Genomic DNA, 15,929 nt, shown 5'->3' with positions numbered 1-15,929 from the left:
CTAATAACATGTTATACAGTCGGATGACTGGTACATCTTTCATAGCATACAATCGTTGTGGTATAAACCGTAGGATTATACCACTTCTCTTTTTTTTGTTCGTTTCTTTCCCTTTAGCTTCGCAAAACAGCGCCGACTCATTATCATTCCGCAATGCATCCTTAAAGGAAGTAACCCGCATTTTTCATAAAAAAGAGGGCTTCAATTTTATCTACAACAAATCGCTGGAGCTTATTTATGGTAAAAGAACAATCGCTCCGTTTCGATACAGCCGGATAGAACAGGCTCTGGATATTGTACTGGATAAGACGCCTATCCGGTATAAAAGAATTGATAATGTCATAGTCCTCAATCTTGATAAGTCGTACGGGGGGGCTTATGATATAAGAACTGTAGCGGGTGTAGTAGTGGATGAAAAAGGTGCGCCCATGCCCTCGGTCATAGTAATTCCCCGGGGAAGCCCCAACGGTACTACTACCAATGTGCGAGGGGAGTTTAAGATTGATGTCCCGGCAGCGGTGAATTCTTTGAGCTTTTCTTATATCGGTTATGAAAAGAAAGAGTTACCCATTGGAGAACGTGAACCGATGCGGGTAACGATGACTCTGTCGTCACAACAGATGAATGAATTGGTCGTTGTGGGGTATGGGGCGAAAAGAAGAGTCAATATGACCGGTGCTGTAGCTTCAACGACTCCTGATTTCTTTTCCCAAAAAGGATTGGTGACAGAGCCTTTACAAGCGCTGCAGGGCGCTGTTCCCGGATTAACCGTTACACGCACTTCCGGTCAACCCGGCGGAGAGGATTGGCAGATGGAGATTCGCGGAGCGACATCGATAAATGGTACGACGCCACTGGTGATTATAGATGATGTCCCGGGGGATTTGTCTTCAGTGAATCCGGATGACATTCTGACTATCTCCGTCCTGAAGGATGCATCGGCATCCGTTTACGGAGCGCGTGCCGCAGGAGGGGTAATTCTTGTAACAACCAGAACCGGAGAGTCTTCACGTCCTGTTTTCAAATACAAAGGGAATGCCCAGTTAAAAATTCCCGGACTGATGCCTAAGCTGATGAATATGCAGCGATATATGGAAACTTTTGAAGAGGCCTATTTAAATGATGGGAAAACAGTGCCGTTATATACGCCGGCTGTCATAGCCATGTTTAAAGATCCGGCATTGAGGCCTTCAGCAGGGTGGGTTCCGGCTATATCGGGAGCGGATTATGTCGATTATGTTTTCACCGATCAGGATTGGCGAAAAGTGCTGTATGGAAATGCTTTCTCAACTTCTCATAATCTGGGTGTGTCAGGTCGTTCTTCCAGGGTGAAATATTTGTTGGATGTGGGTTTTTTGAGTGACGGGAGTCCGCTTCAGTGGGGGGCAGATGGAAATGACCGGGTAAATATACGGATGAAAAGTACCTTCATTGTGAATGACCGGTTGACCATCGAGCCGTTGTTGGCGTTTGACGGACAATACACCAAGCACCCATCGCTCAACTTTAATATCGATATGGCGCAACCGGGTTTCCCTACATCGACTTTGACCGGAAAGCCTTATGCCTGGGGGGGGCAGGAAACACCGAACTGGATAGCCGAACTCGGAGGGGTGCGGAACGATTTGAATAATCGCTTTAATTCGCGGATAAAAACAATCTGGAATATCATAAAGAACCTCTCTTTTACAGGTATGGCAGCGGCCAATTACGGAGTAACCGACCGGAGGGAAACCCGCAATTCCATCAAATGGTATGATTATGTGGGGAATTATCGCCGGACGGATCCATCTCAGAATAGTATTAGTAGATATTACGCTACGAATTTTTATTATAATTTCAGTGGTTATTTTGATTATTCTCCTACACTTCCCGGTGATCAGACATTAACTGCCATGTTCGGCGGTTCAGCCGAGCAAAGTTCAGATAACTGGTTTTCAGCATCGCGGCAATCATTGCTTTCGGAGAATGCCTATACGCTTAATCTGGGGACAACCGGTATTGCAAACGATGAAGGTAAAACGGCCTGGGGGCTTTCTTCCGGTTTTGCCCGTCTGAATTACAGCCTTTTCAATAAGTATATGCTTGAACTGAATGGCCGTTACGATGGTTCGTCCCGTTTTATCACCAGTTCCCGATGGAAATCATTTGGCAGCGTATCCGGGGGATGGCGTATTTCACAGGAGTCATTTTTGAAAAACCGGGAATGGCTGGACGATCTTAAGTTAAGGGCTTCGTGGGGGACGATGGGGAATCAGAGTGGGATTAATCTCTATGATTATGCGCAATTAATCACCATTGTTACGCCAAGTGGAGTGGTAAACAGCGGCAATCCTGTTTTTGGTTCCGATGCCACGTTGGCTCAAACGGCTTTCCAATCCCGGATGGTAAGTCCTAACCGAACCTGGGAAGTAGTGGAACATAGTAATGTAGGACTTGATATTACTGCTTTCAGACAGCGCTTTTCGGTCTACTTTGACCTCTTTCAGAAGTATAACCGGAATATGTTGATTGATGTAGTCTATCCCAAAATGTTGGGAGCAATACCTCCCAAGACAAACAATGGCCAACTTAGGACTCGTGGCTGGGAGGCAAGCCTGAACTGGCGCGATAAGGTACAATCCCTGCAATATACCATAAACTTAGCTATCAGTGATAATCAGAATAAGTTGCTAAATCTCGGGGGAGCGGATACATATACGATTGGCCTGAATGCTGCTCGCGAAGGATATCCGTTAAATTCCTATTTTGGTTATCAGAGAGCAGGGCTTATCGAGACGGAAGAGCAATTGAAATCTTACAAGGCAATGGCGTTAAAAGGAGGCATTATACCGTCAAATATTCGCATCGGAGATATTATGTTTAAAGATATCAGTGGAGCAGAAGGTAAACCTGATGGTAAAATAGATACATACGATGCTACTTTTCTCGGAACGGATGCTGTTCGCTTTCCTTTTTCCATTACGACAACATTAAACTGGAATTCGTTTGATTTTCAACTTTATCTGCAAGGCGTCGGAAAACGTACGATTTACCGGGAGACAAGCCAGCGTGGCGCAATGTATCGTTGGTGGCTGGGGCAACTGGATAGCTACTATGGAAAAACATACAGTACAATTTATAACCGGTTGGGTTCTGATTTGATGCCGCGATTGACTGCCGATAACAGTTTGGCTGAATACAATTACGCCTGCGCTGACTGGAAAATGGAGAATGCAGCCTATTTACGGGTGAAAAGTATCGTAGTCGGATATTCCTTTTCACCATCAGTATTGAAGAAACTGACAATTAGTTTTCTGAGGTTTTATATTTGCGGAGGGGATATTTTTGAGATTCAATCCATCAAGGATGGTTATGATCCCGAGAGCGTACGTAATCCATCCGGTAAAAGTCGTTATCCGTTTTGCCGGACTGTCACCTGTGGGTTGGAATTTAAATTCTGAACAATGGAAAGAAAGCTGAATCATATTTTATTACTGGTGTTCCTGATCATTTTGGCTGGTTGCAATAGAGCATTGGATTTGGAAGTGGAGGATACCATAACCGATAATGAGTTCTGGGGATCTGCTTCTGATTTCAAGCTGGCAGCTAATGCATTTTATCCATATCTGAATACTTTTGAACAGATCATAAACAGAGATTTGTGTGCCGATTTATTAACGGGGTCAACCAATAATATCAGTAATTCAACCTATACCATTCCTCAGTCGGATGCTGCAAACTGGGATACTCAATGGACCCGTATCCGTGCGATCAATGTGTTTCTGCAAAAGGCACAAGCTTATCCATATCCCGGTGAGATTAAATCGTTGGAGGGTGAGGCCTTCTTTTTCAGAGCCTATATCAATTGGTTATTGTTTCAGAATTATGGCGCGATGCCGATTGTGGATCGGGTAGTCGGATTGAATGATACATTGCTGTATGCCACGCAAGCGCCATGGACAAGATATGTCGATTTTATGATTGACGATTTGAAAAAGGCAGTTGATCGCTTGCCGCTTGAATCGCAGATAGCCCAAACCGATAAAGGTCGTATTTCAAAAGGGGCGGCACAATCCTTATTAGCCCGGATTGCCCTGTTTGAAGGTACCTGGCAAAAGTTTAGAGGAAACCCACAGAGGGCTCAGGAGATGCTCACCATTGCCGTTGATTATGCCAGACAGGTGATGGAGAGCAAGGAATACCAGCTTTTCTATGATGAGCGTTTGTCAGATTCACGAATTACTGGGGAGACGATAAATACCAGTTATCGCTATCTTTTTATTCTGGAGAATCCCCAATCCAATCCGGTTGGTATCACTAAAAGCGCCAATAAAGAGTATGTCCTGGCGAACCGGTATGATGATAAATTGCGGATTATGAATTATAACTTAAGCCATGCTTTGGTTACTAGCGCATTTTCGCCTGACCAGAAGTTGTTGAATCTTTATTTATGCCGTGATGGACTTCCGGTTTCGATATCCCCTTTTTTTCAGGGGGATTCCTCCTGGTGTTCACAATTTGCAAACCGTGATCCAAGGATGATTCAGTCCCTAAAAGTTCCGGGAGTAAAATACTGGAAATATGGTGTTCAGGGGAGAGTCAACTGGACAGGAGACTCTCTTGACTTGAGTACAGCGTTGATTACCAATCCCAGTATCGGGCAAGTTACCATGACGGGTTTCAGCTCGTTGAAATTTATAACCGAAAGAAATGTGGCTCTCTATTACGAATCTCAGGATTGCTCCATTATCCGGTATGCGGAAGTTTTGCTGAACTATGCTGAGGCTCAGTATGAATTGAATGGCAACATTTCTGATGAGAATTTGAATGCCTCCATCAACTTATTGCGGGACAGGGTAGGGATGGCGCATCTGACTAATTCGCTGGTAAATGACCATCATCTGGATATGCGCGAAGAGATTCGCCGGGAGCGTACCGTTGAGCTTTATTGTGAAGGTTTCCGTTACGATGACCTGCGCAGATGGAAAACTGCTGAAACCGAAATGTCCCAGGCGATACTGGGTGCCCGGATTACGGGAACACCATTTGCCCAAACCGACACTTTTCCCGACAAAAGCATGTACATTCCCCCCGTGACATCCGGTAAGTTGAATGCCGATGGTTATTATATCGTGGAACCAGCCGAAAACCGGACATTTCTCCCAAAGCATTATTTACGACCTATTCCTTCTGTCGAAGTACGCATTACGCGACTCAAACAAAATCCGGGTTGGGAGTAGTTGCCTCTCTCGCATTTCTGTGTGCCTCCCTCGCATTTCTGCCTGCCGCTCTCGCATTTCTGCCTGCCTCTCTTGCATTTCTGCATGCCACTCTCGCATTTCTGCCTGCCTCCCTCGCATTTCTGTGTGCCTCCCTCGCATTTCTGCCTGCCGCTCTCGCATTTCTGCATGCCGCTCTCGTATTTCTGCATGCCTCCCTCGCATTTCTGCATGCCGCTCTCGCATTTCCGCACGCCGCTCTCGCATTTCTGCATGCTTCTCTCGCGTTTCGGCGTGCTTCTATAACATTTCTGCGTGCCGTCCTCGCATTTTTCAGAGATTTCTCCCTAAAATTCTCCATTGCTCTGTAAATCGACTACCGGCCTTCTTAGTTAAAATGCGATACAACGCATTTCCCATATACGAATTTATAGCCTTCTTCTGCTCTAGAACATGTATTTTGCTTTGGGTAAAAACGCTACCTCATCCGAACTATAATTGAAGTAAATACCATGTTTCACTCAATTTATAATTCTCTTCTTATGGAAAATCAAAGAATTGAAAGGCAGGAAAGAATGATTCAGGTTTATCTAAATGTGTTTTTTGTTAACTATTAAATTTTTACTGCATGAAAAGTAAATCTTTTAATCAACCGTTGCATTTCAGACGGTATGTGGGTAAAGCGGCTACGTCCGGTTTACTTTGTTTGATGTTGTTCTCTTCGGTACAGACAATGTATGCCGGAGAAAGTGGAGTTGCCAATCAGCAGGTGACCCAGCAACAAGGACAAATTGTAACCGGTACTGTTACCGATGCCAAAGGCGAACCGCTGGTAGGTGTAAATGTGTCTGTTAAAGGAACGACCAAGGGAACGATTACCGACATCAATGGTAAATATAGTCTTCAGGTACCGGTTCCGAATGCTACATTGGTCTTTTCGTATATTGGGTATCTCCCAAAAACACAGGCAGTCGGCAATGCCCGTACATTGAGTGTAAAATTGGCCGAAGATACCAAAGTGATGGATGAGGTGGTGGTCGTAGGTTACGGTACGCAGAAGAAGGTAACTCTGGCCGGTGCCGTTTCTACTTTAGGAGAGAAGACTTTCAGCGATCGCGGGGTTATATCGAATCCGGTAGCAGCTATTCAGGGGCAAGTGCCGGGAATGGTGGTTACCCGTCAAAGTTCAGCTCCCGGACGTGAGGACTGGAGCTTTAAGATCCGTGGTCAGGCTTCGGTAAATGATCCCGGAACATTGGTATTGATTGATGGAATCCCGGGTAGTATTGCCGATGTCAATCCTGACGATATTGACAATATTTCAATCCTGAAAGATGCAGCCGCAGCTATTTATGGATCCCGTTCTGCCGGTGGTGTGGTTTTGGTAACGACCAAACGAGGTAAGAATCAAAAGACAACAGTCAGTTATAAGGGAAATGTTGCCCTGAAGACCCCGAGCATGCAACAATCATTTATGAATATGCAGCAGTGGGCTTCTTCTATCGAAGAGGCAGTTCTGAATGATGGAACCGCTCCCGGCTCAAGTATTGGTGCATTTCCTTATTGGGCGATTCAGGCGATGAAATCAAACGATCCCCGTTATATGGGAACTGTCCAGAACTATTTGGTGGGACCGAATGCCGGAAGTATACACAATATCGGTTTTCTGGATATCGATATGAATAAAGAAACCTGGGGAAATGCTTTGTCTAACTCTCATAGTGTAAGCGTGGCCGGAGGTACGGAAAAGAACCAGTATAATATTTCCGTTGGTTTGATGGATGATAAATCTCCTTTGCGGGAAAAGTGGGGCGATGATCAATCGAAGCGATATAATATCCGGGCCAACAATGATATAAGAATCGCTAAATGGTTTGATCTGGGTACCGATCTTTCTTTTGACCGGAGAAGTAATGTGTATCCGATGCAAAGACCCAGTGCTATTGCCGGTAACCCTCCCGGTTCTCCCTTGTTGACCAAAGGCGGTAATCCATTTGGTTGGGCATCAAACATGACTCCTGTTGTTGCTGCAAAATTCGGAGGTCAGCAAACTACCAATGTCAATAGCTTCAAAGTAAATATTGCACCTAAATTCCATCTTTTGAAGGGACTGGATTTATTGGGAAATGTATTCTTTAATCCCTGGGATGTCAATAATATGGGATATCAGAATATCGTGACCTGGTATGATTATGATGATGTACCTTACTCATATTTAAGTCCGAATAGCAGTTATGTAAACAGGGAAGCAAAAACCGTAATGAAAGAGCAATATCAGGGCTATTTCAATTATAAGACTCAGCTAAAAGGTATTCATTCGTTGGATATCATGGCAGGAACTTCGTACGAAAAAGAGAAAGCGACCAGCTTTATAGCTGAAAAAACGGGGCTTTTAGTGCCTGATTTACATTCCCTAAACACAGGAACAACCTACAGTAAAGCTACAGATGCTATTACTTCATGGGCCATGGCTTCTTATTTTGGTCGTGTGAATTATACGTTGAAAGATCGTTACATACTGGAAGCCTTAGGACGTTATGATGGTTCATCCCGTTTTATTACCGGTAAAAAATGGGCGCCGTTTTATGGTCTTTCAGCCGCATGGCGTCTTTCGGAAGAATCATTCCTGAAGAAACTGGATATTTTCGATAACCTGAAAATCAGAGGCTCTTACGGAACTACAGGTAATCAAGCCGGAATCAACCTGTACGATTATATTGCCTTGCTGAATATGAATACCGCTTCCGGAAATACGCCAAATTATCCGTTGTTTGGTTCAGTAGCGGCTCCGACGCTGGGACAAACCATTACGGAAAAGAACATGGTTTCCACCGATCGTTCCTGGGAGGTTATTACCACAGCGAACATCGGTATTGATTTTGCCTTGTTGAAAAATAGATTAAGTGGTTCATTTGACTATTTCCAAAAGCGGAATGATGGAATGCTGGTAAACGTAACTTACCCGCAAACACTGGGAGCAACAGCACCTCAGACAAATAATGGATCCATGTCGGTTAATGGTTGGGAAGCTTCATTAGGTTGGCGCGATAGAATCGGAAAGGTAAACTATTATATCAATGCCAATATCAGCGATAGTCGCAATAAATTAATCACCATGCAGAATGCAACCCTAAAAACATGGAATGCAAGAACCACTTATCTGGTAAACTATCCGATTAATACCTACTGGGGTATGGCTTCTGACGGATTGATTAAAGATGCAGATGATTTAGCCGCTTATAAGGCAATTATCGGCTCTGACGTGATTAGTTCAAGCCTTTTGCGTATCGGTGATATGAAATACAAGGACCTGGATGGTGATGGAAAAGTAACCAAAAGTGATGTGAAAAACCTTGGCGACAATACTCCTCACTATAGCTTTGGTGTAAACCTGGGCGCAGACTACAAAGGCTTCGATTTGTCTATGATTATTCAGGGCGTAGGCAAGCAAACGATTATTCGTAACGCTTCTGCTGCTACCATGTTGGTTGCTAATACTTATCAAAACCAGGGGACAGTATGGTATGGTAAAAACTGGAGCGATATTGCAGAGAAATATCCGAATCAGCAGGTTACCTATATTGAAAATGATGGTTCCACTACGACCACAAATTTATTACTGGCTTCAGTAAATAAGGATCCGAATGCTGTACCTAAAACGACAAATAACGGAACCATTCGTACTTACAACTATTTGTATTCCGATGCCTGGTTCAGAAAGCAAAACGGAGCCTATGCCCGTATGAAAAATATCACCTTCGGATATACTTTGCCCAAAACATTTGTGAAAAAGATGAGTGTAGAAAAACTAAGGGTTTATTTTTCAGGAAACGACCTGTTTGAGATTACAAAAACAAAAGATGGCTGGGATCCTGAAGCAACCGCAGAAGATCCATTCGGTGGAACAAACGGTTCAAACGCATATCCATTCATGCGCACCTACTCGTTTGGACTTGATTTGACGTTTTAATAATTAACGAAAGGAAAAATACGATGAAAAAATATAGATATATCACATTACTGTGCATTGCCTTAGTGATGGCTTCATGTAACAGCATGCTTGACCTGAAACCTGAAACCGATCCGTCGGACGCTTCGATGTGGTCTAATGCCAACGCATTTGAGAAAGCGGCCAATAACTTTTATACCTGGCTTCCGTATATGCAAAATCGCTCCGGATCGAATGGGGTTTACAGTTACGGATTGATGGATAGAGAAGAAATGGGGGATATGCGCATATCCGATCCTTCTACAGCCGCGAATACCACATCCAATTCAACCTATACAAAAGTCGATGTTGATGCCGTTTATCAGGAGTATTTTAAACAATTACGTGCAGTAAACTTATTCCTGAAAAATGCAGCTTCTTATGCTAAACCGGATGAAATAAAGAAATATGTAGCTGAAGCTCAGTTCTTCAGAGCCTATTATTCCTATCTGGTTTTTGTAGATTATGGTCCCCTTCAGATCATTAAGGATCCGTTAGAGGTCAATTCGGAAGAATTATATGGCGCAAGAGCTACCCGGGATGAATTTGCCGATTTTATTATCAGCGATCTGGAGGCTTCTATTGGTAGTGGTGCGCTGCCATTGCAGTCGGCCATTCAATCAACAGCGAATAACGGACGTATCACTCTGGGGGCAGCCCAGGCCTTACTGGCGCGTGTGTGTCTGTTTGAAGGTACCTGGCAGAAATATCACTTTAATAACACCACCCGTTCGAAAGAGCTATTGAAAAAAGCTTATGAAAATGCAACCCTGGTGATGAGTGATAACTCTTATGCTCTATTCTATAACTCTTCGTTAGGCGTAAAAAGCTATCGTTATATGTTTATTCTGGAGAGCACGACAAAATGTAATCCTGCCGGAGTTCTGAAAGATGCGAATAAGGAATATATTTTCCGTAACCGTTTCGATGAAACCATTCGTCAATCCGGACAAAACAATACACACCGGGGGAGAGGCATGATGATTTCCCGGAAAATGCTGGAGATGGCATTGGATAAGAATGGAAATGCAACTACACCCGATTATACAACAGCACTCAACAGTTGTTTCAAGAATCGTGATCCACGTATTTCCACCACATGTGGTGGAGTCGGTGAACTGTATTGGAACTACGAAGCGGGAAGTACATTTAACCGGGATAAAGCCGATAGCCTGAAAATGACCTATCGGGCCTGGGGCGGCAATGGATTCTTGTGTAGTAAATTCGGCGGCGAACGTTCCGCGACTAATACAGCAGATGGTTTTGATGTGCCCATTATTCGTTTAGCTGAAGTCTATCTCATTTACGCTGAAGCAAAATGCGAATACCAGGATGGAACACTGTCTGATGATGATCTGAATAAATCTATTAACAAACTTCGCACCCGGGTCAGCATGCCGAATTTGACAAATGCGGTAATTCCAACAGGCTCTACTCTGTTGAATGAAATTCGCCGGGAACGAAATGTTGAACTTTTCCTCGAAGGTTTCCGCTATGATGACCTGCGCCGTTGGAAAACTGCTGAAGTAGAAATGAGCAAAGCGTTGGAAGGTATCTGGATGGGTACAGGCTCTGCGTTTGCAAAAAGCTGGACGCTCAGCTATCCGTCACTTAGTAAATCATATTCCTATACTCCGGTTGAAGCAAATAAATTTACTGTGAGTACAGAGGGATACACAATTCGTGAGGCAGCCTCGGCAAGGGCATTTCAACAGAAACATTACCTGCGTCCGTTGCCGACTAAACAAATTGAATTAAATCCGAATCTGGAGCAAAATCCGGAATGGTAATTTATAAATCAATAGAATTAGATTATTAGAGGTAAATAAGCAAATTAGGTTGTGAAGGAGGCCTCCTTGCATTAGCAGGGAGGCTTTTTGCTTATTTTATTGACAAGAAAATATCAGTAAAGTCACTTTTTATGGCTGAAAAAAAGAGATTCATGGCTTAATGTATTTGTGATTACTGGTGTCTGTAATGTGTTGATATTTAGTTTTATGTCTGGGGAAGTAGTCTCACTTTATAAATTGATACTCATTTGGCCTGAAACTATTCTCTGTTGAAACAGTCAGATTGTACCTTTGCTTTATCCAAAATGGACTGGTAATGTCAATTCAGATTCATCGAAAATATAAATAACGAATAATATGCCTGACATATACCCTTGTCAGGTCATTGAAGAAGATATAATCAAACATGAAAAAAGCACTTATCTCATTCGCTCTTTTTACTTCCATTATTGCCACCTCTGCGCAGCAAATCCCATTGCCAAAACTCCAGGATAGCTATCCGAGAATGATGACCGATGCAAAAGGAAAAGGAGAGCTGAAAAATTTAATCAGTAAGGAGCAATGGGCAAAAGATCTTTATTCAAAGCTTCAAAAAGGCATTGAGCCCTATGTGGAACGTCATCAGTCCGATCCGACCTGGATTGTTTCCCGTCTTCAAATGTACTGGAAGAATCATTACGATACCATTTTTATAAATGACCGGGTTTATGCCTATGCAAAGGGGCATGCACCGGTTCCAACCGTACGTTATTCAGGGGCGCGAGATCACGTAACTATTTACAAAAAACCAAAGCTGGAAGACATCAAACCTTATATGGATGATGAGCGTGGTTTGTGGTTGATTAACGGCTCAAAACCTGGCGAGACATTTGAATGGGCTGATCCTGCACAAGCCGGTAAAACCGTTGAGGCAATCAACACCGAGATTATGGGCATGGCCGGAAAGGCTGCGTTTTTTTATTGGTACACAGGTGATGAACGTTATGCAAAGTTTGCCGCCGATATATTTGATACCTACATGACCGGTATTTATTACCGCAAAGAGATGATTGACCTCAATCATGGTCATCAACAGACCTTGCTCGGCCTTTCGTCATTTGAGACCATTCAGGAAAAACTGATTGCCGATGTTGCCGCTACCTACGATTTCCTGCACGATTACCTGAAAGCGAAAAAAAGTAACAAAATCGAGATTTACGAGTCGGCACTGAAAAAATGGGCTGATGTGCAGATTGCCCACGGAGTCCCTTTCAATAACTGGAACCTGATGCAGGCCCGTTTTATCTTTGACCTGGGTATGGTATTGAATAATAACAAAGCCTATCCAGATGGTAAAGGCCGTGAATATTATCTCGACTATGTGCTGAACCAAAGCGGAACCCGTCAATGGGCATTGCCAAAACTTGCAGCATACGGATATGATATGAAGACCGGTATCTGGGCAGAATGTCCGGGCTATTCCACCAATGTGGTGATGAGTGATTTCGTCGATTTTACCTCCTTGCTTGACCGTTCGCTGAATATTGACTTACCGACCTATTTGCCTGTATTGTATAAAGCGGTGACCGCTCCCATGCAGTATATTTTCCCGAACCGCGATATGTCAGGTTTTGGAGATACCGGTTATCATCCACTTTCGCCAGAGCCGGTGAAAAAAATGATTGCCAATGCTCAAAAAAACAATAAACCGGAGTGGGAAAAACTCTTCACCGGACTTTATAAGTTATTGCTGGCTAATACGGGAGAGGAGAAAGCCGCACCGAAAAACAGTGTGGAATCTTTCTTCACAGATAAAGATGTAAAGATTAAAGAGAATATTTCCGCGGCTAAGGTTGAGGATTTTATTACAAATACCTTTTATGCACCGAATGTAAGCTGGTTTGTACAACGCAATGGCATGGACAAACAAAACGGTCTGATGATTTCGGAATACGGCTCCAAAGGCAATCATGCTCATGCTAACGGTGTGGCGATGGAGCTTTACGGAAAAGGGTTTGTCCAGGGGGTAGAATCCGGTATTGGTACCAGCTATTTCCAGCGAGATTATGCTGAATACTATTCGCAATTTCCGGCCCACAATACAGTCGTGGTAGATGGGATCTCTTCCTATCCGGTGATGAAAAGCAATCATGCATTTGATTTGCTGAGTGCATATCCCGCTTCGGAACGTAAGAGTGGTTTTTATCCCAATATTTCTTTTTCTAACGTGATGTTTGTAGAACCGGAAACCCAGGCCGATCAAAACCGTATGTTGAGCATTGTCCGCACCGGAGAAACAAGCGGTTACTATGTGGATATTTTTCGTTCCCGTAAGCAACGGGGCGGAGATCGTTATCATGATTATTTCTATCACAATCTGGGCCAAGACCTTACATTGATGGATAATCAGGGAAAAGCTTTGGAATTAAATTCTACAGAAAAACTTTGTTTTGCAGAAGGTGACCTGATGGCCTATGATTATTTGTGGGATAAAAAATCGGTTCGCAGCGCACAGGATTTCAGAGCTCAGTTTGCGATTCGCAACAAGGGGAATGATGTCTTTATGAATGTCTGGATGAAAGGGCAGGAGGGACGAGAAATCTTCAATGTAAAATCACCTGCTACCAAATCGTTTAAGGGCGCATCGGGAGGTCTGCCTTATGATGTAAACAAATCTCCGCTACAGACGCTGGTTGTCCGTCAGGATGGAGAGGCATGGACAAAACCCTTTGCGGCGGTATTCGAACCTTCGTCATCTTCAGCGCCGGCATCCGTTCGTCAGATTTCATCATTCGATGCCACCGGAGTTTCAGCCGGATTTGTTGGTTTGAAAGTGGAAAGTAAATCAGGGCGTACCGACTATATCTTCTCTTCGGATGATTTGGCTAAGACAGCTATTTACAACGATATGAAGGTGAGTGCTACCTATTCGGTGATTTCAACCGAAGGCAACGGTTTTACCCTTTTTATGGGAAATGGGATACTGGCTTCGAAAGGAGATTTTCAGATCAGTGCGCTTGTGCCCGCCACAGCAACACTGGAATTTAAAAACGGAGTGTATGCTTTGACTGCTGATGCCGCAATCACTCTGAGCACCCCGATGTCTTACACGGAGATGATTGGTTCTCAGAATGGCAAAGAGACAGTATATAAAGGAAAAGCGATTGACGGTAAATCGTTGTTCGAACTGCCGGCATTAAGTTTTGGCACAATTATTCTGAGATAAACGAATAAAAAAGATAGGTGAAATATACAGGGTGACCGTCTTACAATCTGGTAAAAGAACAACTAAATACGAAATATCGATATATGAAGAAAAACACATGTCTCATACTGCCTGCTTTTCTCTTAATGACAACTGCCGGGATCGTGTCTGCACAAAGCCAAAGTGGCACACCGTATGTGTCAAAAGTTTGGGTGGCAGATCAGGCGAACGGGACTTATAAGAATCCGATCATCAATGCCGACTATTCCGATCCTGATGTTTGTCGGGTAGGCGATGACTACTACATGACGGCATCGAGTTTTGGTTGTGCTCCGGCAATTCCCATTTTACACTCTAAAGATTTGGTAAACTGGAAACTGGTCAACTATGCGATGAAACGGGTCGTACCTGATGAAGTTTTCAGTAAACCCATGCATGGAAAGGGTGTTTGGGCACCGTGCATCAGCTATCACAAAGGAGAGTTTTACATCTATTGGGGAGATCCTGATTATGGCATTTACATGATTAAGACCAAAGATCCGTTCGGTGAATGGAGTGAACCTGTGCTGGTGATGGCCGGAAAAGGTTTGATTGATTCCTCTCCATTGTGGGATGATGACGGACGTGTCTATCTGGTACATGGATGGGCGGCTAGTCGTGCCGGACTAAACAGCATATTAACGGTGAATGAGTTGAGCGCAGACGGTTCGAAGGTGATTGGAGAAACAGCTCTGGTTTATGATGGATTGCCTCAGGGCAATAGTACGACCGAAGGCCCGAAATTCTATAAACGCAATGGCTTTTACTACATCATGGCTCCGGCAGGTGGCGTTGAGCAGGGCTGGCAGATCGTGATGCGTTCCAAAAATGTGTATGGTCCCTATGAATGCCGGACTGTAATGGCTCAGGGTAAAACCAACATCAACGGACCGCATCAGGGCGGTTGGGTGGAAACACAAACCGGTGAATCCTGGTTCATCAATTTCCAGGACAAAGCGGCTTATGGTCGTGTCATTCACCTGCAACCCATGAAGTGGATCAAAGACTGGCCGGTGATTGGTGACGATAAAGATTGTGACGGATGTGGTGAACCTGTTTTGACCTGGAAAAAACCGAATGTTGGCAAAAGCTGGCCGATAGAGACCCCAGCCGAAAGTGATGAGTTTAACACCGAAAAGCTGGGCTTGCAATGGCAATGGCACGCCAATCCGAAACAATCGACCGGAATGCCTTCACGCAATGGTTATTATCGGCTTTATGCCGAATATACACCGGAGGATTACATAAATTTTTGGCAGGTGCCTAACCTTTTGTTGCAGAAAACTCCGGCTGATGAGTTTACAGCAACTGTCAAAGTCGATTTCTATTCACAGACTCAGGGAGAGAAGACCGGTCTTATCGTGATGGGATGGAATTACTCACATTTGTCATTAGTGAAAAAGGAAAAAGGCTATGCTATTGAGCAAGCAGTTTGCATAGATGCTGAAAAAGGAAATCCTGAGAAAATTATCACTTCTAAGGGGATCAGTGTATCGAAAGTCTATCTTCGTGTTCAGGTCAAATCCGGAGCGATGTGTAGTTTCTTCTACAGCATTGATGGTAAAACCTTCATTCCGGTTTGCGAACCCTTTAAAGCCCGTCAGGGTAAATGGATTGGAGCTAAAGTGGGTATGTACTGCCTGAGCCCGTTGAAGAGCGGACCACGTGGATATGCTGATTTAGACTGGTTTCACGTTGAAAAATTCTAATGTTAAATATCAATTTGC

6 protein-coding genes are annotated in these 15,929 nt (G+C 43.9%); all 6 read left to right on the top strand.

Annotated features, from left to right (window positions below; genetic code table 11):
• Positions 1-8: 8 nt before the first annotated feature.
• The gene (locus tag MLE17_RS07320) at positions 9-3,443 is read left to right on the top strand and encodes a SusC/RagA family TonB-linked outer membrane protein (protein ID WP_243348102.1); all 3,435 of its coding nucleotides are present in this window, start codon (positions 9-11) and stop codon (positions 3,441-3,443) included.
• 3 nt (positions 3,444-3,446) lie between these two features.
• Positions 3,447-5,222 (top strand): RagB/SusD family nutrient uptake outer membrane protein, encoded by a 1,776-nt coding sequence (locus tag MLE17_RS07315; protein WP_243348101.1) that lies wholly within the window; start codon positions 3,447-3,449, stop codon positions 5,220-5,222.
• A gap of 607 nt (positions 5,223-5,829) precedes the next feature.
• A complete protein-coding gene (locus MLE17_RS07310; protein WP_243348100.1) occupies positions 5,830-9,171 on the top strand; it encodes a SusC/RagA family TonB-linked outer membrane protein in 3,342 nt (1,113 codons plus the stop codon).
• Positions 9,172-9,194: 23 nt separating this feature from the next.
• Positions 9,195-10,979 carry a RagB/SusD family nutrient uptake outer membrane protein gene (locus MLE17_RS07305; protein ID WP_243348099.1) on the top strand — a complete coding sequence of 595 codons (1,785 nt, stop codon included), beginning with the start codon at positions 9,195-9,197 and terminating at the stop codon, positions 10,977-10,979.
• A gap of 406 nt (positions 10,980-11,385) precedes the next feature.
• Positions 11,386-14,184: a heparinase II/III family protein gene (locus MLE17_RS07300; protein WP_243348098.1), complete on the top strand. Its 2,799-nt coding sequence runs from the start codon at positions 11,386-11,388 to the stop codon at positions 14,182-14,184.
• 83 nt (positions 14,185-14,267) lie between these two features.
• The gene (locus MLE17_RS07295; protein ID WP_410795604.1) at positions 14,268-15,911 is read left to right on the top strand and encodes a glycoside hydrolase 43 family protein; all 1,644 of its coding nucleotides are present in this window, start codon (positions 14,268-14,270) and stop codon (positions 15,909-15,911) included.
• Positions 15,912-15,929 lie beyond the last annotated feature (18 nt).

Source organism: Parabacteroides sp. FAFU027 (assembly GCF_022808675.1).
In the GTDB taxonomy this organism is placed as follows: domain Bacteria; phylum Bacteroidota; class Bacteroidia; order Bacteroidales; family UBA7332; genus CAXXIC01.
Note: the sequence above shows the minus strand (reverse complement) of the source record. Positions and strands in the feature narration are given on the sequence as shown.